General features: G+C 49.6%; 21 protein-coding genes and 1 tRNA gene. 12 read left to right on the plus strand and 10 right to left on the minus strand.

The genetic code is table 11. The annotated features are described in order from the left end of the window. Nucleotides 1-151: 151 nt before the first annotated feature. Both C8E01_RS18850 and C8E01_RS18855 read right to left on the minus strand, forming a co-directional pair. Complete coding sequence (locus C8E01_RS18850; protein ID WP_116545013.1) at nt 152-1,147, minus strand: phosphotransferase; 996 nt, start codon at nt 1,145-1,147, stop codon at nt 152-154. 170 nt (nt 1,148-1,317) lie between these two features. Beyond that, entirely contained in the window at nt 1,318-1,698 is a 381-nt protein-coding gene (locus C8E01_RS18855) for a RidA family protein (RefSeq protein ID WP_116545014.1), read from the minus strand. Nucleotides 1,699-1,747: 49 nt separating this feature from the next. Here C8E01_RS18855 and C8E01_RS18860 point away from each other — a divergent pair, with 49 nt between their 5' ends. Beyond that, the gene (locus C8E01_RS18860; RefSeq protein ID WP_116545015.1) at nt 1,748-2,431 is read left to right on the plus strand and encodes a 3-hydroxyacyl-CoA dehydrogenase family protein; all 684 of its coding nucleotides are present in this window, start codon (nt 1,748-1,750) and stop codon (nt 2,429-2,431) included. 53 nt (nt 2,432-2,484) lie between these two features. Here C8E01_RS18860 and glmS read toward each other — a convergent pair whose 3' ends face one another. The 3 genes from glmS to C8E01_RS18875 all read right to left on the minus strand — a co-directional run bounded on the left by glmS (nt 2,485) and on the right by C8E01_RS18875 (nt 6,594). Next, nucleotides 2,485-4,320 carry a glutamine--fructose-6-phosphate transaminase (isomerizing) gene (gene glmS, locus C8E01_RS18865; protein ID WP_116545016.1) on the minus strand — a complete coding sequence of 612 codons (1,836 nt, stop codon included), beginning with the start codon at nt 4,318-4,320 and terminating at the stop codon, nt 2,485-2,487. A gap of 95 nt (nt 4,321-4,415) precedes the next feature. Beyond that, complete coding sequence (locus C8E01_RS18870; RefSeq protein ID WP_116545017.1) at nt 4,416-5,795, minus strand: DUF4270 family protein; 1,380 nt, start codon at nt 5,793-5,795, stop codon at nt 4,416-4,418. Then, nucleotides 5,779-6,594 carry a glycogen/starch synthase gene (locus C8E01_RS18875; protein ID WP_116545018.1) on the minus strand — a complete coding sequence of 272 codons (816 nt, stop codon included), beginning with the start codon at nt 6,592-6,594 and terminating at the stop codon, nt 5,779-5,781. Before C8E01_RS18875 ends, C8E01_RS18870 begins: the two co-directional genes overlap by 17 nt. Before the next feature lie 137 nt (nt 6,595-6,731). Here C8E01_RS18875 and panC point away from each other — a divergent pair, with 137 nt between their 5' ends. From panC to C8E01_RS18910, 7 genes are all read left to right on the plus strand, one after another. Beyond that, on the plus strand, nt 6,732-7,580 hold the full coding sequence (gene panC, locus C8E01_RS18880) for a pantoate--beta-alanine ligase (protein WP_116545019.1): 849 nt from the start codon (nt 6,732-6,734) through the stop codon (nt 7,578-7,580). Nucleotides 7,581-7,683: 103 nt separating this feature from the next. Next, on the plus strand, nt 7,684-8,031 hold the full coding sequence (panD, locus tag C8E01_RS18885; RefSeq protein WP_116545020.1) for an aspartate 1-decarboxylase: 348 nt from the start codon (nt 7,684-7,686) through the stop codon (nt 8,029-8,031). A 9-nt stretch (nt 8,032-8,040) separates the two neighbouring features. Beyond that, a complete protein-coding gene (locus C8E01_RS18890) occupies nt 8,041-9,084 on the plus strand; it encodes a lysylphosphatidylglycerol synthase transmembrane domain-containing protein (RefSeq protein ID WP_116545021.1) in 1,044 nt (347 codons plus the stop codon). Next, on the plus strand, nt 9,068-9,556 hold the full coding sequence (rfaE2, locus tag C8E01_RS18895) for a D-glycero-beta-D-manno-heptose 1-phosphate adenylyltransferase (RefSeq protein WP_116545022.1): 489 nt from the start codon (nt 9,068-9,070) through the stop codon (nt 9,554-9,556). The genes C8E01_RS18890 and rfaE2 overlap by 17 nt, the downstream gene beginning before the upstream one ends. Before the next feature lie 13 nt (nt 9,557-9,569). Continuing rightward, nucleotides 9,570-10,250 (plus strand): zinc metallopeptidase, encoded by a 681-nt coding sequence (locus tag C8E01_RS18900; RefSeq protein ID WP_116545023.1) that lies wholly within the window; start codon nt 9,570-9,572, stop codon nt 10,248-10,250. A gap of 192 nt (nt 10,251-10,442) precedes the next feature. Further along, nucleotides 10,443-11,582: an acyl-CoA dehydrogenase gene (locus C8E01_RS18905; protein ID WP_116545024.1), complete on the plus strand. Its 1,140-nt coding sequence runs from the start codon at nt 10,443-10,445 to the stop codon at nt 11,580-11,582. Between the two features lie 158 nt (nt 11,583-11,740). Continuing rightward, nucleotides 11,741-12,664, plus strand: a complete 924-nt coding sequence (locus C8E01_RS18910; protein WP_116545025.1) for a helix-turn-helix domain-containing protein — start codon at nt 11,741-11,743, stop codon at nt 12,662-12,664. Here the strand turns inward: C8E01_RS18910 and C8E01_RS18915 are convergent. Genes C8E01_RS18915 through C8E01_RS18925 form a run of 3 tightly spaced genes read right to left on the minus strand, consistent with a single transcriptional unit; the run spans nt 12,647 to nt 14,386 of the window. After that, on the minus strand, nt 12,647-13,411 hold the full coding sequence (locus C8E01_RS18915) for a geranylgeranylglyceryl/heptaprenylglyceryl phosphate synthase (RefSeq protein ID WP_116545026.1): 765 nt from the start codon (nt 13,409-13,411) through the stop codon (nt 12,647-12,649). The two genes, C8E01_RS18910 and C8E01_RS18915, sit on opposite strands and share 18 nt — an antisense overlap. Then, nucleotides 13,389-14,015 carry a hypothetical protein gene (locus C8E01_RS18920; RefSeq protein ID WP_116545027.1) on the minus strand — a complete coding sequence of 209 codons (627 nt, stop codon included), beginning with the start codon at nt 14,013-14,015 and terminating at the stop codon, nt 13,389-13,391. The genes C8E01_RS18915 and C8E01_RS18920 overlap by 23 nt, the downstream gene beginning before the upstream one ends. Next, nucleotides 14,012-14,386, minus strand: a complete 375-nt coding sequence (locus C8E01_RS18925; protein ID WP_116545028.1) for a phage holin family protein — start codon at nt 14,384-14,386, stop codon at nt 14,012-14,014. Before C8E01_RS18925 ends, C8E01_RS18920 begins: the two co-directional genes overlap by 4 nt. 153 nt (nt 14,387-14,539) lie before the next feature. Here C8E01_RS18925 and C8E01_RS18930 point away from each other — a divergent pair, with 153 nt between their 5' ends. Continuing rightward, the gene (locus C8E01_RS18930; RefSeq protein ID WP_116545029.1) at nt 14,540-15,637 is read left to right on the plus strand and encodes a J domain-containing protein; all 1,098 of its coding nucleotides are present in this window, start codon (nt 14,540-14,542) and stop codon (nt 15,635-15,637) included. Here C8E01_RS18930 and C8E01_RS18935 read toward each other — a convergent pair. Both C8E01_RS18935 and C8E01_RS18940 read right to left on the minus strand, forming a co-directional pair. Then, nucleotides 15,634-16,140, minus strand: coding sequence for a TlpA family protein disulfide reductase (locus C8E01_RS18935; protein WP_116545030.1), 507 nt, complete (start codon nt 16,138-16,140; stop codon nt 15,634-15,636). The two genes, C8E01_RS18930 and C8E01_RS18935, sit on opposite strands and share 4 nt — an antisense overlap. 278 nt (nt 16,141-16,418) lie before the next feature. Beyond that, nucleotides 16,419-16,494: transfer RNA gene (locus C8E01_RS18940), tRNA-Phe, on the minus strand. Between the two features lie 168 nt (nt 16,495-16,662). On the opposite strand from C8E01_RS18940, the gene C8E01_RS18945 reads away from it, so the two are divergent. From C8E01_RS18945 to C8E01_RS18955, 3 genes are all read left to right on the plus strand, one after another. Next, complete coding sequence (locus tag C8E01_RS18945; RefSeq protein WP_116545031.1) at nt 16,663-18,036, plus strand: (Fe-S)-binding protein; 1,374 nt, start codon at nt 16,663-16,665, stop codon at nt 18,034-18,036. Nucleotides 18,037-18,165: 129 nt separating this feature from the next. Further along, nucleotides 18,166-18,984 (plus strand): (Fe-S)-binding protein, encoded by an 819-nt coding sequence (locus C8E01_RS18950; RefSeq protein ID WP_243409704.1) that lies wholly within the window; start codon nt 18,166-18,168, stop codon nt 18,982-18,984. Nucleotides 18,985-19,154: 170 nt separating this feature from the next. Then, nucleotides 19,155-19,637, plus strand: coding sequence for a hypothetical protein (locus C8E01_RS18955; RefSeq protein WP_116545032.1), 483 nt, complete (start codon nt 19,155-19,157; stop codon nt 19,635-19,637). Nucleotides 19,638-19,652: the final 15 nt, after the last annotated feature.

Consider the following 19,652-nt stretch of genomic DNA (forward strand, 5'->3'; position numbering starts at 1 on the left):
TTGCTCGCTTTAGTGGCCTTTGATGCCCTCCAGCCATAAAAAGCCTGAAAGACACGCCACTTTAAAATCAGAAAATAATCCCAATCACGGCCAACGGTACTGGTATATACGACTTGCGAGGCATTAGCCGAAGTATGAAGTATATACAGGGTTAGAGATTGTGTATTTTTATTTCATTGTATTCCATCCACCTGTTGACAGACTGAATCCAGAACTTCAGGAATTCTTGGCTTAGAAATTGGTTCGAGAAGTCATTGAACCGTTGAATGTGAATTCCAGTATAATGTAGCCAAATTGCCAAACCACCATATGGAATTAGCCTTTTTTCTTCTTCTGAAATAGATATAATTGACTCATAGCCTTGATAAAAGCTAGCCATTTTAGATTCAAAATTTCCCTTATTCGGCTCATTTCTAAACAGCGTTGTAAGGCTAAATGCAATATCTAAGAACAACCACCCATTCCCACAGTTATCAAAGTCAAAAACCGTGATTTGAGATTCGTTCTTAACTTTCATGTTCTCATACCAAAGGTCAAGATGAACTATGCCGCGCCTTAAGTTATTGGTATCTGCATTGTTGAATTCAGAAGAAATTATAGAATTCGCTCGTTGGAAATACTCCATCTCAATGGATGGTTCTGTAAAATGTTTCTTTGCAGACTGAAATGCCCAATTAACAAGCGTATTTGCGTTGTAATCTTTTCTTTTAACACTTCTATTAATTGTCAGTTGGTGCATTTTTGCCATTGTGACACCCAGACTATAGATAACACCTTCTGATGGAGTTCTAATAGATTCACCTTCGGCGTATGAAAATAAAACGGCAAATCGTTCTCCTTCTAAGGCGGGTATTCGATTGATATACTTCCCGTTGCAATCTTTTATCGGATATGACACTAAAATGTCATTGTCTCTCAGATAGTCTAAGAGCTGTAATTCTTCTATTATCTCACTTTCTTTTCGCCAATCATAATAATATACTCTGAGTACATACTTCTTGTCAGAAGTGGCTATCAAGTAACTGTGGTTGATACCAGTTTTTAATATTCGGCATGTTGTTTTTCCATCGAAACCATAGTGCTTAATAACAAATTCTGCCAGATACTCTGGTGAAAGAATTGAGCTTATTGCTGGAGCGTAGGTCATTTTATATTGTCTCTAACTAGAGTATACTAGGAATAAACATCCCGTTTTTTGTCGATTTCAACAGATAACCGGAATCGGATTACCGAATATACTATATAGTAACTAAACTATACCTATAGCCTTATCCCATGAACAAGGCTATAGGTATAGCACTTAACATTTATGAATTCCTACAAAGCCGCAATGCAGGAAATCTCCACATTCACATCCTTTGGCAGGCGGCTTACCTCCACGGTCTCGCGGGCTGGTGGGTTGGCGGTGAAGTAGCTGCCGTATACCTCGTTTATTTTAGCGAAGTTGCCCAGGTCTTTCACGAAGATGGAGCACTTGAGCACATTGTCGAAGCCCATTCCTGCCTCCTGCAGTATGGCAAACAGGTTCTTCATGACCTGGTGCGTTTCCTCCTCAATGGTGCCGCTTACTAGTTCGCCGCTTTTTGGGTCCAGCGGAATTTGCCCTGAAACATACATGGTGCCATTGTGAAGTGTGGCCTGGCTGTAAGGACCTATAGCGGCTGGTGCATTGGCGGATGTGATGATGTTGTGCGTCATAGTCTGATTAGTTTTAATATGTATCTTTACCAATCAAAAGTACAGAAATATGCACATACTTGTTTTGTCTGGCGATGAAATGGCCGCTGAGTTTAGACAGAAATTTCCGGAAGGAGCAAACAGCAACACCTATACCTTCCTGCACAGCCGCCACCTCACCGACGATCAGCTGAAGCCAGATGATGTGGTGTTTGACTTCCTGCTGCACGAAGAACCGGAGCGTCTGAGCGATTATGCCCCGCACCAAGTCGTATTCTGCCAGGCCGTAACGAAACAACTGGCTGCACTGGTGCACAAGTCGGGTCTGGAAAACACCTGCACGTTGTTCGGCTTCAATGGATTGCCGACTTTGTTCAACCGGCCTGTGCTGGAAGTAAGTGTATACAAGCAAAGTGACGCCGAAAAACTGCACCAGGTATGTGAGCAGTTGGGCTCAGAGTACCAGCTGGTAGCAGATCGCGCAGGTATGGCCACGCCCCGCATCCTGTGCATGATCATCAACGAAGCCTGCTATACCTTGCAGGAAGGCACCGCCTCCATTCAGGACATAGACTTAGGCATGAAGCTCGGCACCAACTACCCGTACGGACCCTTCGAGTGGGCCAATGCCATAGGTATAGCCAACGTATACCACGTGTTGGAGGCCATGTACGAAGATACTAAAGAAGAACGCTATAAAATTTGCCCGCTGCTCAAGACAAAGTACCTGAAAGGGGAGACGTTTGAGCTGTAAACAAAAAATGGGAAGCCGACCGGCTTCCCATTTTCTTTTATACTTATAATCGATTACTCAACCGTTACAGACTTCGCCAGGTTACGCGGCTGGTCTACGTTGCAACCACGCATTACTGCAATGTGGTAAGATAGCAATTGCAGCGGAATAACCGACAGCAACGGCACCAGGTGCTCGCTCGTCTCCGGAATCTCAATCACGTGGTCTGCCATAGCCGGTATAGTCGTGTCGCCTTCCGTTACAACAGCGATGATCTTACCTTTGCGGGCCTTCACCTCCTGTATGTTCGACACGATCTTCTCGTACGAGCTGTCTTTGGTAGCAATTACCACCACTGGCATCTGCGCATCAATCAGGGCGATCGGGCCGTGCTTCATTTCAGCGGCAGGGTACCCCTCAGCGTGGATGTAAGAAATCTCTTTCAGCTTCAGGGCGCCTTCCAATGCAACCGGGAAGTTGTAACCACGACCCAGGTATAGGAAGTTCGTAGCGTCTTTGTACTGCTCAGAGATACGCACGATCTGGTCGTTCAGCTCCAGCGCCTTCTCTACTTTGGCTGGGATACTCTCCAACTCTACCATTAGCTGGCGCAACTTAGTTGTCTCCAGAGTACCACGCTTGCTACCCAGGATCATGGCGATCAGCGACAGCACCGTTACCTGTGCGGTAAAGGCCTTAGTAGACGCTACGCCGATCTCAGGACCAGCGTGAGTATAAGCGCCAGCGTCAGTAGCACGGGCGATAGAAGAACCTACCACGTTGCAGATACCGAAGATGGTAGCGCCCTTTGACTTCGCCAGTTCCAGCGCCGCCAACGTATCGGCAGTCTCACCAGACTGAGAAATCGCCACCACAATGTCGCGCTCGCTCAGGATCGGGTTGCGGTAACGGAACTCAGAAGCGTATTCTACTTCCACAGGTATGCGGGCGAGGTCTTCGATCAGGTATTCGGCTACAAGGCCAGCGTGCCAGGAAGTACCGCATGCCACGATGATAATGCGCTCTGCATTCACAAATTTGTTTTCGAACTCACGGATGCCGCCCATCATCATGTGATCGCTCTCCGCGATCATACGACCGCGCATGCTGTCGAGGATAGAGCGTGGCTGCTCAAAAATTTCCTTCAGCATGAAGTGCGGGTAGCCACCTTTCTCGATCGACTCGAGGGCCATCTCAAGGCGCTGTACGTAAGGTGTTTGCACTACGTCCTCTTTGGTACGGATCTCCAGCTCACCGTTTTTGATCACCACCAATTCGTAGTCGTTCACATACACTACATCGTTGGTGTATTCAATGATAGGTGTTGCATCAGAAGCCAGGAAGTATTCGCCTTCGCCTATACCTACCACCAGCGGGCTGCCTTTGCGGGCGGCGATCAGCTGGTTCTGGTCATCTTTTGAAAGCACAACAATAGCGTAAGCACCTACTACTTCGTGCAGGGCCAGACGCACCGCTTCAGCTAGTGAGCAGTTGCTGTTCTGCTTGATGTCTTCGATCAGGTTGATGAAAACCTCCGAGTCCGTTTCAGACTGGAAAGTATGGCCTTTTTCGATCAGGAGCTGCTTCAGGGAAGCATAGTTCTCGATAATACCATTGTGGATGATGGCAATGTTCTTAGAGCTAGAGTAGTGTGGGTGCGCATTTACATCGTTCGGCTCGCCGTGGGTAGCCCAGCGGGTGTGGCCCATGCCGATGTTGCCGTGCACATCTTTGTCTGCAATAAACTCTTCAAGGTCGCTTACCTTGCCTTTTCTTTTGAAGACGTTCAGTCCTCCGTTCATCAGAGCTATGCCTGCGCTGTCATAGCCTCTGTATTCAAGTCGTTTCAAGCCTTTAAGGACAATAGGGCAAGCTTCTCTGTGCCCTACATATGCTACAATTCCGCACATACAGTATAAAATTTCATTTAAAAAATAAAGGGTACCTGCAAAGGTACCCTTTTCTATAATATGTATAAAACTTCTTACTAATATTTAATACCCGCTTACTGCAACTTTGAATAGTATATGAGCAGCCTAACCGGGTTTGCCTCGTTATTGGTGACAATGGCGCGGTATGGGCGCAATTCGGGGCGAATAGTTACTGTCCTGTCTGAATTAGAGGCGGATGTTACAGCACCCAGCATAAGGCCATTGTTCGACTTCATGCCCATCATTACGCCCTGCAGGTAACTGGTTACGTTCATGGTATAATAATCGATGCCATTTTTGCGGCTGCTAGTCACCAGAGCCGGAAAACTAGCGGCCAGTGGATTAACGCCGTCCTGCTGCACCGCGCGCACCGTGCCTGCAATGTCTCTCAAAAACTGGTTCGCACTATTAGTTTCATACAAAACCAGTTGCGGAGGTCTTGACAGGTTGTTAGACGAAGAAGCTGCTTTAACAGGTATAATCAGTTCTGCCCGGTTGATGATCAGATTACCCGGAAGATCCTTTAGTTTGTCCAGGTAGGGGAAGTCGATCCTGCTGAGCAATTGCGTGCCTGCCTGTACATAAGAGTCGCCACCTGTCTCAGAGGCAGGTGCATAATTTCCGCTGGACTGCAGCGCTTCAACGGCAGTGCCAGTGCGATCAGATGTTAGCTGAGTAAAATAATTGTCCGTACCCAGCAAAAAGTTATGCTGTCTAGCCGTACCATCGGCTGTTGTGTAATGCAGCGCTAGGTTGGAGTTAGTGCTGCTCAGAGTCAAGCCTACTATGCTTGCATTCTCGTCTTCAGGCACCGTTAGCGCAAGCCCTTTGAAAAAGTTCTTAAAGCCAGCCTGATCAGCCAAACCCGCCAGGCCAGATTGGGCCATAAACTCGTTTGCCAACTCGTTGCTCAGTTTTATCTTGAGCAACCTTGTGGTTTTAGTGGTCGCCCCGTTAACTGTCTCGGTATCTATGCGAGGCAAGAAGGTCTTCGAACCAACAGGATCAGAATTATAAGCAAAAGGAGTGGTCGTGAAGTAAGATGTTCTCTCATCAAAAGTCCCTGTAACACGGTGCACGTTTACCTGCATCGCTTTCAGGGTGTCCGCATACTTAAACGAGTAGTCCAGCGTGAGTACCAGCGAGTCTGCTCTGGCGCCTGTGCCAAAGTTCAGGCTGGTTCCGTTCAGCGTTACCTCCGTAATCGTACTGGCACGCACCTTGCCTAGTACCGGGTCAATGTACTGACCCAGCAGGGGCGGCTGCGAACGGAAGGAAGGAATGGAGTCTCCCTGGAATACCGTTCCGGTTTCGATGGTGAGGGTGTCGGTAAACTCTGTGCCTATCAGGTTTTCATCCTGAAGTTCGAGTCCGATGTCTTTTGGGTCTTCGCAGGCTGTAAGAGCGGCAAATGAAAAGAAGAAAAAGAATAATCTTCTAACGGCTGAGTTCATTATATAGGTTGTAGTATGAATCACACAGGTTGTCGTCGGCACTGATGGTATTGATGCATTTGTTTGTTTCTACAAACTCATTGAACAGGGCATTGATGTTCTCACCGAAGTTCTCATTGGTTTTGATCACCGAGTCAGCGTACTCCATGCCCACCTTGATAAAGCTGTCCAGGTCCGCTTCCTGCAAAGAGGCCAGCATGCTGTTGTCGATATCAAGCATTTTTACTTTTTCGAGCAGGTCGCCGTCAAACTTGTGCTTGTACTCGTGGTTGTAAACCGTAAAGATAGACTTCGAGTCCTTAAAGATCGGGTCTTTCTTGTAAGTAGTTTTCAGGTACATTGGGATCAGGCCGGTCATCCAGTCGTTGCAATGCACGATATCCGGCTGCCAACCCAGTTTCTTCACTGTTTCGAGCACGCCCTTACAGAAGAAGATGGCACGCTCGTCGTTGTCTTGGTGGAAGTTGTTGTTCTTATCCACAAAAACGGACTTGCGCTGGAAATAGTCTTCGTTATCGATAAAATATACCTGCAACTTGGCATTCGGGATGGAAGCTACCTTGATAACAAGTGGCTTTTCGTCATCACCCACGGCGATGTTGATGCCCGACAGGCGAACTACCTCATGCAAACGGTTCTTACGCTCGTTTATTATACCAAATTTGGGTACAAAGATGCGGATCTCCATACCTCTTTCCTGCATGCTCTGCGGTAGCGTGTTCAGAAATTCTGCTACTTTAGTGGTTTGAAGGAAAGGAAGGATTTCGGTGGCGGCGTACAGGATTCGCAATTTAGACATGGGTATGTAATTAAAAATTTATTAAGCAACAGTAATGGGACGTGCAAAATTAGCATTTTTTATTCTAATTTTCAATTTAATGTTCTATAACCTACTTTTGCCAGCTTTCAGCAATTGCATCATTTATACCTATTAATATGGAAGTTATAGAGCAGGTGTCAGCCCTCAGGGCCATTGTGACGGCGCTGCGCTGCGGCGGCAAACGCATTGGTTTTGTGCCCACCATGGGCGCCCTGCACGAGGGGCACCTGCAACTCCTGCGCGCCTCGGCCCGGGAGAATGACGTTACGGTCTGTAGTGTGTTCGTGAATCCGACTCAATTCAACAACGCCTCTGATTATAAATTATACCCCCGCACACTCGAGCAGGACATCAGCCTGTTGCAAACGGTTGGTTGCGACTACCTGTTCGCGCCCAATGCGGAGGAGGTATACCCACAACAGTCTGTGTTACAGTTTAGTTTCGGTGCGTTGGAAGCCGTGATGGAGGGCGAGCACCGCCCGGGACACTTTAATGGGGTGGCTACTGTGGTAAGCAAATTGTTTCATATCGTGCAGCCGCACAAGGCCTATTTCGGGCAGAAGGATTTGCAGCAGGTGGCCATCGTGCGGCAACTGGTGCAGTCCCTGAGCTTCGACCTGGAACTGGTATGCTACCCCACGGTGCGCGAAGCCGACGGGCTGGCCATGTCGTCGCGCAACAAGCGCCTGAGCGAGGCGCAGCGGCAGCTGGCCCCGCAGTTGTACAAAGCGCTGCAAACGGCGGCGGCTGACCTGCAGCAGAAGCCTGTCGAAACCATCAAAAACGAAGTGGCACAGCAGTTGCACCAATCAAGCGACATCAGGCTGGAATACTTCGAAGTAGTGGATGCCCTGACTCTGCAGCCACTTAATGATGTTACCGGGCAGGATGAAGTGGCGCTTTGCATTGCCGCTTATGTGGGAGAGGTGCGCCTGATCGACAACATGCTCGTGAATCTAAAATAAGGCTGATTTGTTTAGGAGGATAAAGGCTTAACAAGATGCTGAGAAGCTGGTAGTTTATCTGCAGCTAAATGCATAACTTTGCGCCCTATTACAAAAATAAACCATGTATATTGAGGTTTTAAAATCAAAGATCCACCGTTGTCGGGTTACACAGGCGGAGTTGCACTATGTAGGAAGCATCACCATTGATGAAGACCTGATGGATGCCGCCAACGTAGTGGAGAATGAGAAAGTACAGATCGTCAACATTAACAACGGCGAGCGCTTCGAGACTTATGTGATTAAGGGCGAGCGTGGTACCGGCACGGTTTGCCTCAACGGACCGGCCGCTCGCAAAGTACAAGTGGGCGATATCGTGATCGTGATCTCTTACTGTTCTATTAAGTTCGAAGACGCCAAAAGTCACCAGCCGACGCTCGTGTTCCCGGATCAGCACAATCGATTGGTGTAACGCCATTGCATGAGAAAACTGCTCTCTTTTCTGAAGTACAGCCTGCTTCTGGGGCTTTCCGCATTCCTGATGTGGTATGCCCTCAAAGAACTCGACTTCGAAAAACTATGGGCAGAGCTTCAGAACATCGACTACAGCTGGCTGGCGCTCTCATTAGTCATGGGCCTGGCCGCCTACATGAGCCGGGCATACCGCTGGTACATGCAAATACGGCCTACAGGCTATACCCCTTCCTTTAGAAATACTTACAACGCCATGATGGTGGGCTATGTGGCCAACCTCGTGCTGCCCCGTATGGGCGAGGTGGTGCGCTGCAGCATGCTCCGCCGCAGCGATGGCATACCTGTTAACAAGGCGTTCGGCACGGTCATCGCCGAGCGCATCATCGACATGGTCATGCTGCTCCTTTTCCTGGGGCTCACCTTTCTGCTGGAGGTCAACCGCCTCCGCGATTTCCTCTTCGGTCTTTTCACGGATAAGTACGCCAGTCTGGAGCAGAGCTTCGGGTCGCTATACCTGCTGGTCGCGCTCGTCATGGCGGTCAGCATTGTCTTTCTGGTGCTGGGGTTGCTTTACCTGAACAGGCTGCGCCAAAACACCTTCTTCAGAAAGACCGTCACCTTTGTGCGCGGCATGCTGCAGGGCGTGTTCAGCATCACTAAAATCGAGAACCAGGTCGCCTTTTGGGGCCATACCTTATTTGTGTGGGCTATGTATTATGGCATGAGCCTGGTCGTGTTCTATGCTATACCTGCCACATCCGGGCTGACGCCGGTAGCCGGGCTCTCGGTGCTCGTGATCGGGACGCTGGGAATGGCAGCGCCCGTGCAGGGTGGCGTCGGCGTGTACCACCTGCTGGTGCAAACTGTGCTGCTGCTCTACGGTGTGCCGAAAGAAGCTGGAATGGCCTATGCCCTGGTAGCGCATACTTCGCAAACACTTTTGGTAGTTGCCATGGGAGTGCTTAGTTTTATGACAGGAATGTTGCAAAAGCCAGCCGTAGCAGATGAGCTTGCGGAGGCAAACCCACCTATACATGAACTCGAAAGATAAGATCCTATCCTTGCCCGACCTGCAGGTGCAGGTGCAGGCATGGCACAACCAGGGGCAGAAGATCGTTTTCACCAACGGCTGTTTTGATATCCTGCACCTTGGCCATGTCGACTACCTGGAAAAAGCACGACAACTTGGCGATAAATTGGTGCTCGGACTCAACACGGATGCGTCAATAAGCCGTATAAAAGGTCCAAGTCGCCCGCTACAGGACGAAATGTCACGCGCGCGGGTTATGGCATCTCTTTTGTTCGTGGATGCCGTAGTATTCTTCGATGAAGATACGCCGCTCGAACTGATCAAGGCTGTGCAGCCGGATATTTTGGTGAAGGGCGACGATTACACCATCGAAAATATAGTGGGGCAGGATGTCGTTACAGCAAGAGGAGGCGAGGTGAAAACCGTGCCGCTCGTGAAGGGCTACTCCACCACAAATGTTGTTAAAAAAATAGAGAACCAAAACAAGTTATAATTAGGAGAAAGCTATGGCTGGAATATATTTAATAGGTATCCTCTTCATGGGCCTCAGCATGTGGGTAAGCTGGAGACTGAAGAGCAAGTTTAAGAAGTACTCGGAAATTCCGTTGCAATCGGGCTACACTGGCCGCGAGATTGCCCAAATGATGCTGGCCGATAACGGTATACACGATGTGAAAGTGATATCGGTAGCTGGCCGTCTGACAGACCACTACAACCCGGCTGACAAGACAGTAAACCTGAGTGAGTATGTGTACGAAGCACGCAGCGCGGCTGCGGCAGCGGTAGCAGCGCACGAATGCGGTCACGCCGTGCAGCACGCCAAAGCCTACAGCTTCCTGAAGTTCCGCTCGGCCATGGTGCCGGCGCTGAGCATTGCCTCGCGCTACATGCAGTGGATCATCCTGATCGGTATCCTGATGCTGCAGACGACGCCAATTCCGCTGACGATCGGTGTGGCGCTGTTTGGCCTTACCACTATCTTCAGCTTTGTAACACTGCCTGTTGAGTTTGACGCCAGTAAGCGCGCGCTTGCCTGGATCAGCTCCAATAACATTGTGACGCAGCAAGAGCTGGCCATGTCAAAAGACGCGTTGAAGTGGGCAGCCCTGACCTATGTGGTCGCTGCACTTGGTTCACTGGCTACGCTATTGTACTATGTGTCGCTGCTGATGGGTCGCCGAGACTAAGCTGGTTACGATGCAACTTATCCATTAAATAAAGCGCCATCCGTTCGTTCAGAGCGGATGGCGCTTTTGTGTTATTGCACTAATTAAAACAGCTGCCTAACAAATATTAGTTAGGAGGGTTATATAAATATTACCAAATTTCATAGTTTTGTACTATAGTCTATTAATAGCAGTCCTTTTATATATAAAAGCATGAATTTTCAATTAACTGAAGAACATTTAGCGGTGCAGGCCGCTGCCCGTGAGTTTGCACAAACAGAGTTACTGCCTGGCGTAATCGAGCGTGATGAACACCAGAAGTTCCCTGCTGAGCAGATCAAGAAAATGGGAGAGCTTGGCTTCATGGGTATGATGGTGGACCCGAAATACAATGGTGGTGGCATGGATACCATCTCTTATGTGCTGGCCATGGAAGAGATCTCTAAAGTAGATGCTTCTGCTTCTGTCGTGATGTCAGTGAACAACTCGCTGGTATGCTGGGGCCTGGAGAAATACGGCACGGAAGAGCAAAAGCAAAAATACCTCACCCGTCTGGCAACAGGCGAGATCATCGGTGCTTTCTGTCTTTCTGAGCCAGAGGCCGGTTCTGACGCCACCTCGCAGCGCACCACCGCCGAAGATAAAGGCGACTATTACCTGCTGAACGGCACCAAAAACTGGATCACAAACGGTAGCACGGCTTCTGTATACCTGGTGATCGCACAGACAGACCCAGAGAAGAAACACCGTGGTATCAACGCGTTTATCGTTGAGCGCGGCATGGAAGGCTTCCAGGTAGGCCTGAAGGAAAACAAGCTGGGCATCCGCGGCTCTGACACCCACTCTCTGATGTTCACGGACGTGAAAGTGCCAAAAGAGAACCGCATTGGCGAAGACGGCTTCGGCTTTAAGTTCGCAATGTCCACGCTGGCGGGCGGCCGTATTGGTATCGCTTCGCAGGCATTGGGTATAGCTTCTGGCGCTTACGAGCTGGCGGTGAAGTACTCAAAAGAGCGCAAGGCATTCGGTGTGGAAATTTCGAAGCACCAGGCAATACAGTTCAAGCTGGCTGACATGGCCACCAACATTGAGGCCGCCCGCATGCTTTGCCTAAAGGCTGCTTACCACAAAGATACGCACCAGGATTACGGCATGTCCGGTGCAATGGCGAAGCTGTTCGCATCCAAAGTTGCGATGGATACAACTGTAGAAGCAGTGCAGGTACATGGCGGATACGGTTTCGTGAAAGAGTACCATGTGGAGCGTTTGATGCGTGATGCTAAAATCACACAAATCTATGAGGGTACTTCTGAGATCCAGAAAATAGTAATTTCAAGAGAATTACTAAAGTAATTTGGCACTTAAACCTTTGTTCCTGTGTTATTTAGGCTAAGGATATGGTTTATTGAATTAAAATTAAATATTTAAAATATTTTGAATTTTATAAAGATTAGCCTAGCTTTAGGACAAAATTAAAGGGTTTATAGTATAAAAGTTAGTTGGTAACACACATGGAAGATTACAATAAGATTATTGAGTCGCTTGGGGTGCGATTCATTAAAGCGAAAAATCTGGTGTTGCAGCAGCCGTTCTCGGTTCGCAACTACTACGACGTAGGCAACAACCTGATTCTGCTTCATAAGGGTACAATTTTCTTTGGTGAAGAGGAACAGATGGTAGAAGAGGGCGAACTGCTCTTTATACCGGGTGGACGCAGCACAAAGGTAACCTATGGTTCCACTGACGGCCGCTCCATCACAAATGATGATCTGATCACCAACAGAGAAAAGTTCTTTAAGAGCAACAACGACCTCGACCTGATCGGCGACGCCGAAGAGAGCCACAGCTATGTGAGCTTCGAAGCGAAAGTGTTTGATTCTGTTAACTTCTTTGCATCGCTTGACCTGCCTGCCTTCCTGATCTCAGGAAACAACAAGCTGGCTAACCTGGTGATCAAAGTGGTGGAAGAGAACATCCAGGACCTGCCTGGCAAGGAACGTCTGATCAGCATCTACACCGAGAACATCGTGGTAGAGATTGTTCGCCACATTCTGCGCAACAAAATGTTTGTGGAGCAATTGGCTACGAACAGCACGTACTTCAAAGACCCTCGTCTCATCGACCTGTTCAACTACATTAAGGAGAACCTGGGTGGCGACCTGTCTAACAAAGTGCTTTCCAACGTTGCCAACGTTTCTGAGGACTATGTAGGTCAGTACTTCAAAATGCTGACAGGCATCAACCCACAGGACTACATTGAATACCAGCGTATGGAGCGCGCCGTGTTCCTGCTTCGTACTACGAAGAAGAGCATCCGCGAAATCGGGAAAGACGTGGGTTACAAAGACACAGCTTACTTCTGCCGTCGCTTCAAGATGATGTTCGGTATACCTGCCGGTAAGATGCGCCGTCGCGAATCAGCGATGAACATCTAAGGCTAGATTATAAGAAGCTATTGTATGAGAAACCTCGGCCAGAAAGCCGGGGTTTTTTTCTATGTGGTTGCCAACCACTATCACGTCGGCTCCAGCCTCCAGGGCTGCTTTTGCTTTGGCTGCTGTGTCGATGCCTCCTCCCACAATAATGGGCACCTCTACCGACTGGCGCACCGCTTTGATCATGTCAGCGCTGACAGGTTGCAACGCGCCGCTGCCGCCATCCAGGTATATGTAGCGCAAGCCGAGCAACTCACCGGCCATGGCGGTGCAGGCAGCAATAGCTGGCTTGTCGTAAGGTATAGGCATGGTGCCGCTCATGTATGAAGCGGTGGTCTGACGGCCGGTGTCAACGAGGACGTAGCCGGTTGGGTATACCTGCAGTGCGCTGGCCTTGAGGATAGGAGCCGAAAGCACATGCTGGCCGATCAGGAAGTCAGGGTTGCGGCCCGAGATAAGGGAAAGAAGCAGAATGCCGTCGGCCTGTTTGTCGATGTGCAGGCTGTTGCTTGGGAAAAGGATAACCGGAATGCTGCTGTTCTCTTTGATGAGCCGGATGATACCGGCCTGGTTGTCGGTGGTGATGAGGCTGCCGCCGACAAAGAAAAAATCTACCTGGTGGGTTTCGCTTAAAGAGAGCAGGTTCAGGCAGGAAGCTTCGTCCAGGTTATCGGGGTCGATCAGGACGGCAAAGTGCTTTCTGCCTGGCTCATGCTGCTGTCTGTTACAAAGGTTGTTGAATGGCATCCTCTTCTGGAATGGTATAAGCAATGGTCTCTATTTCAGTCACCTCGATAGGTGCTGCTGCAATATCGCTATTTTTAGAAACAGTGCTTAAGTATTCCTCTACCTTTTTCGTAAGGTATACAAGGAGCAAGGCCATTACCTGCTGACTAATGACATGCATTAGCTCAGAATTAACGAAGCTCCTGGAGATGCCGGTTTGTTGCTGCGGCTTATGCTGCGCATACGGCATGCGCTCAGAAGATAAGGTATACGCATCTTCCTGCTCGTGGACAAAAGAGTCGTATCCGGGCAGGTCTACATTGCTAGCAGTATAGCCGGATTCCTGTTCATACGCATACCTGTTAAAGCCAAGGGCGTCCGTCTGTTTTCTAGCAGCCTTCTTGCTCTTTAGCGTCTTAACTTTTTTTTTACCGCCGCTAAACAGGCTCCTGAGCAGTAGGCCTGCCACCAGTACACCACCCGCAATAGCAAGCTTCTTGCCGATTTGCTGGCCCTGTGTTTTTATCTGGTCCACGTCACCCATTAGCGCCCTTTTATATTCTTCTTTCTGGCGCTCCAGCAGTTCCCGTTCATTGTCGAACAAGGGGTTTGTTATCTCGCTCATATCTGATTTTCTCTTTTATCGGTTTTATAGATGGTATTGTCCAAAGCCTTGTCTGCCATACCTTGAAACACTTTCTTGTCGAGACCTATTAGCAGTATAACAAGCACCACCACATAGAACAGGGCAATAATTCCGAAGCCCCAGAAAGAGCTGTCGAGCAGGTGGTTTAGCAGCAGTCCCAGAAAAATGCTCACAAACAGAAAGCTCATCAGGCCGAAAAAGCCCAGTAACACCCCATGTATAGCACCCACCATGGCTGCCTTCATCTTTTCCTGTATCTCAAGCCGTATAATGTCTATGCGGGTATCGATGTACCCCATCAGGTTCTCGATAAGGTTGGTGCTTTTTTCTCTTGTGCCGTTGTCGTTCATAGTGCCCAGCTTTTTTAGTGCTTTTTCTGTATACGCTAGTATATTAAATTATGTACGGAAGATACAATCCAGTTAAAGTTGTAGTACGGAATTTGCTGTATCTTGTCCGTGTTTACTTAACTTAAGTATTACTTTTTTGTTACATTAGCCTCCTTGGATCATAACTTATATAGCATTCTGGGCGTGAGTCCCATGGCGTCGGCGCAGGAGATCAAACTGGCTTACAAGCAGCTGGCTTTGAAGTATCACCCTGACCGTAACCCGGGCGATGCGCGAGCCGAGGAATTGTTCAAGGTTGTTAACTCTGCTTACCAGACTTTGTCAGATCCGGGCAAACGCGCGCGCTATGACCTGCGCCTGCAGTACCTGCGCGAGCAGCGGCAGGCAATTCGCCAGCACCAGCCCTACCATAATGCCCGCTACCGACAGACCCGGCCGCCTGCTCCCGTATCGGAGCGTCACTACCAGAACATACCCCGCCGCGAAGGCCGCCGCTTTGTGCGCAAGGATCTCTACATCACGCTCGGCTTTTTCGCTTTTATGTTTGTGTTCAGTGTGCTGCTCAAGTCCACCATGGACTACATTACGGGCGAGGACAGGTATAAGACGGCCCTCAGCTACATTGAGCACGGCAAGTATAGCAGTGCGCATAGCCTGCTGAATGATGCCATCTATTTCCGGCCGAAACACGCCGATGCCTACCTGACAAGAGCGAGCATCTCGATGAATGTGTATGAAAATTACCGCGCGGCTGTGGAGGACCTGAACCAGGTGATTGCGCTGCAGGACAGGCCCTCTGCGGAAGTGTTTATGATGCGGGGCAAGAGCCTCGCCAAACTCGAGAAATATCCTGAGGCTGAGAGGGATTTTGGTATAGCCCTTACGCTCGACAGCACACTGCACACGGCGCAGTTGGATAGGGGGGAAGTACGTTTATTTTACCTGCAGAAGTATGAGCCGGCTATAGCCGATTTTACCAGTTTTCTGCGCTATACCTCTAAAGGCGAATCATGGGCAAATGCCTTGACCTTCCGGGGCTTCGGGTACTACAAAACTGGGGACTATGTTGCCTCAGAAGCAGACTATCGAAAGGTACTGCAGGCTGACAACGCCAATGGCCGGGTGTACTACCTGCTCGGTCGCACCGAGCTGGAACAGGCGCAGCCCGACTCCGCCTGCGCACACTTCACCGAGGCCTACCGCCTGGGCTACTCCGCGGCCCTGCTGGAGCTTCGGGTCAATTGTCGCTAGAAGTATTTTAGCAGCTTCTTCTGCATTTTCTCACTGTCCCAGGTCTGCCCTGCCAGGTAAATGTCCTCCACCTCTCCGCGCGGGTTTAATATGTAAGTAGTCGGGTATACCGTTAGTTGCTGATTGGCCAGCGGGGTGTTGGCCTTGAGATAGGTAAAGGCATAAGTCTGTCGGCTACGGAACTTCAACAGTTTCTCCATCTCCTCGTCCGACACGGTAACGACGGCTATCTTATCAGGGTGCAGCTGCTGGAGGCGGTCCATGGAGGGCATTTCTTCGATGCAGGGCTTGCACCAGGTAGCCCACACGTTCAGCAGCAGCACCCTTCCTTTATACTTGTCGATCGATATAGGCTCACCCTGCAGGTTGGTAAGCTGCAGTGCCTGCCAGTTAACACGTTGCGGCACGGTCTGGTTGAGCATGTAAAAGGCAAATACGGCAATAAGGCTCGTTACGGCAAAGCCCACGGCATAGGCAGTCCAAAAGGTTTGGCGGCGGGTCATGGCTTAGACTTGGATATTCTGGATGAAGTACATGTAAATGAGCGCAAGCAGGAGCACGGTACCGATGCCGGCAGACATACCTGCAAAAATAGCGCTCCAGAAAGTTTTTTTCATGGGAGCGAAAGATGTTGTAACAGCTAAGATACTAAAATGCAGGAAGAATTGCAGCCCGAAAACATTTTAGACAACCAGTGGCTTATTATGAAGTATAGTAGGGCAGTAGAAACGAGAAGGGTATAAAAAAGAAAACCCTTACCGGTTAGGGTAAGGGTTTAAGCTGGTGGTGATGATTGGAATCGAACCAACGACACAAGGATTTTCAGTCCTTTGCTCTACCAACTGAGCTACATCACCAGCTCTGTTGTTACCCCGTCTTTCGAAAGAGTATGCAAAAGTAGTAACCAAATTCGAAGACGCAAACTTTCGGGCAAAAATATTTTAAAAAAGTGCCTCTGTATACGTTTGTTCTCACTTTTCTGCTATCTTTATCTATGAATTGGTATGTATAACGAATAATTCACCGTGATTCAACTCGAGAACATTATCTTTCTGATAGTAGCAGCCCTGGGCATTGGCCTGTTTGTGTGGCAGATTCGCAAGATTCGCAAGAACGTTTTGATGGGCCGCGATGTCGACCTGAGCGATAATCCGTCGGAGCGCATCAACAAAACCCTGCTGGTCGCTTTTGGACAGCAGAAGATGTTTAAGCGCATGCTGCCGGCTGTGCTGCACCTTTTCGTGTACGTTGGCTTCCTGGTGATCAACATTGAAGTGATCGAAATCCTGATCGATGGGGTGTTCGGAACGCACCGTGTGCTGGCTTTTCTAGGCCCGCTGTACAGTGCCCTGATGTTCATCAACGAGATACTGGCTGCCTTGGTAATCGTGGCCTGTGTAATATTCCTGTGGCGTCGTAACGTGACCAAACTGCCTCGTCTGGCCACGGGCGTGGAGATGCGCGCCTGGCCAAAGCTGGATGCCAACTTCATTCTGATCACCGAGATCGTGCTGATGCTGGCGCTCTTCACTTTCAACATTGCCGGGCTCAAGCTGGTGCAGCTGGATGGCGGTGAAGTGGCAGGCAGCTACCCGATCAGCCAAATGTTTGTAAACTTCTTCGGTGACAACCCGAACTCGCTGCACATTATAGAGCGTGCCGGCTGGTGGTTCCATATCATCGGTATTCTGGCCTTTATGAACTACCTGCCAAGCTCGAAGCACTTCCACATCATCATGGCCTTCCCGAACGTGTACTACTCCAAGCTGTGGCCGAAGGGTAAGTTCACGACCAACCCGGCCATCACGCACGAGATCAAGGCCATGCTGGACCCAAGCTACCAGCCACCGGCTCCGGAAATGGACGCTGAGGGCAACCCGATCGTGCAGCGCTTCGGCGCCAAGGACGTGGAGGACCTGACTTGGAAGCAGCTGATGGATGCCTATACCTGTACCGAGTGCGGTCGCTGTACCTCGGTGTGCCCGGCCAACATTACCGGTAAGCTCCTGTCGCCACGCAAGATCGTGATGGACACTCGCGACCGCATGGAAGAGAAGGGCGAAAGCCCGGCTATCTTCGCCCCGAACCACTACAAAGAACTGGGCGTGGAGCGCGTGCAAACGACCGATGAGAAAACCTTGCTGCGTGGCTACATCACTCCGGAAGAACTCTGGGCCTGTACCACCTGCAACGCCTGCGTGGAGTCCTGCCCGGTAAACATCGACCAACTGTCCACGATCATGGACCTGCGCCGCTACCTGGTGCTCGAAGAGTCGGCTGCGCCCGCGTCGGTAAATGCCATGTTCACCAACATTGAAAACAATGGCGCACCATGGGCCTTCTCACCATCCGACCGCTTTAACTGGTCGGAAGACCTGTATGTGCCTTCTAAAAACTAATTGCTGAATTGCTAAAAGGTTAAATTGTTGTGCTCACAGGATCTTAACAATTTAACCATTCAACAATTTAGCCATCGAAAATAGCGTAGCAACAGCTACAAAAAATAAGCACTTGAATTACCCTACCAGATGGAAGAAAATAAAAGACTAGTGAAAGTGCCAACCATGGCGGAAATGGCTGCGAACGGTGAAGAGCCGGAAGTGCTGTTCTGGGTTGGTTGTGCCGGTTCGTTTGACGACCGTTACAAGCGCGTAACACGCGCCTTCGTGCAGATATTAGAACATGTAGGCGTGAAGTATGCCGTGCTGGGCACAGAAGAAAGCTGCACGGGCGAACCAGCCAAGCGTGCCGGTAACGAGTTCCTGTTCCAGATGCAGGCGATCACCAACATTGAGGTGCTCAACGCCTATAACATCAAGAAGATCGTGACGGCCTGTCCGCACTGCTTCAACACGATCAAAAACGAATACCCGGACCTGGGCGGTAACTACGAGGTGATTCACCATTCTACGTTCCTGCAGCAACTCATCAACGAGGGCAAGGTGAAGGTACAGGGCGGCGAGGCCTTCAAAGGCAAGCGTATCACCTTCCACGACTCCTGCTACCTGGGCCGGGCCAACGACATCTACGAAGCGCCGCGCGACGTGCTGGCTGCACTCGATGCTGACCTGGTGGAGATGAAGCGCAGCCGCGCCAACGGACTCTGCTGCGGAGCTGGTGGCGCCCAGATGTTCAAAGAGCCGGAGCCGGGTAAAAAAGACATCAACATCGAGCGTACGGAAGAAGCACTGGCAACCCTTGGCACCGGAAACGGTGTGATTGCAACAGCCTGCCCATTCTGCATGGTGATGATGAGCGATGGCGTGAAGAACAAGGAGCAGGAAGAAAGCGTAAAAGTTTTTGACATTGCCGAGCTGATCGCACAGGCAGAGGGGTTGAGTAAGTAAATTGTTACATTGTCAAATTGTTAAATTGTTGTTTTTCATTGGTTGATTGCAGGAACACCTTCTTTTGTTTTGCTAAGCACATCACGTAAGGTATAGCATACAAGCCAATTAACTATTTAACAATTTAGCCATTCAACAATTTAACCATCCAACAATTCAACAATTAAAAAATGTACATTCCTTTTGACCAATTGCCACCGCATGCCCGGCTCTGGATCTACCAGGCTGACAGGGCGTTGACGGCGGCAGAGCAGGAAGAAATAAAGCCAATGCTGGAGCGTTTTGCTACTGAGTGGAGCAGTCATGGTGCGGGCTTGCAGGCGTCGGCCAGTTTGTTGCACGACCGCTTTCTGGTGCTGGCTAACAACGAAGCCGTTACCTCTGCCAGTGGATGTTCTATCGACTCGTCAGTGAGCTTTGTACGGGAGCTGGAGCAGCGCTTTGGCGTTTCTTTCTTCGACCGTACCCGGTTGGCTTTTTTGAAAGACGAGCAGGTGCAGGTGGTGGGTATGAACGAGTTAAAAAATAAAGTGGCCGCCGGCGAGATTGACGGACAGACCTTATATTTTGATACATTGGTAAATAATTATGGAGAGCTGCAGGATGCCTGGCCAAGGCCGGCGCAGCAGAGCTGGCTCTCTAGGTATTTTTAGAACCGCTAATTCAAA

The sequence above is a fragment of the Pontibacter virosus genome (assembly GCF_003096355.1).
In the GTDB taxonomy this organism is placed as follows: Bacteria; Bacteroidota; Bacteroidia; order Cytophagales; family Hymenobacteraceae; genus Pontibacter; species Pontibacter virosus.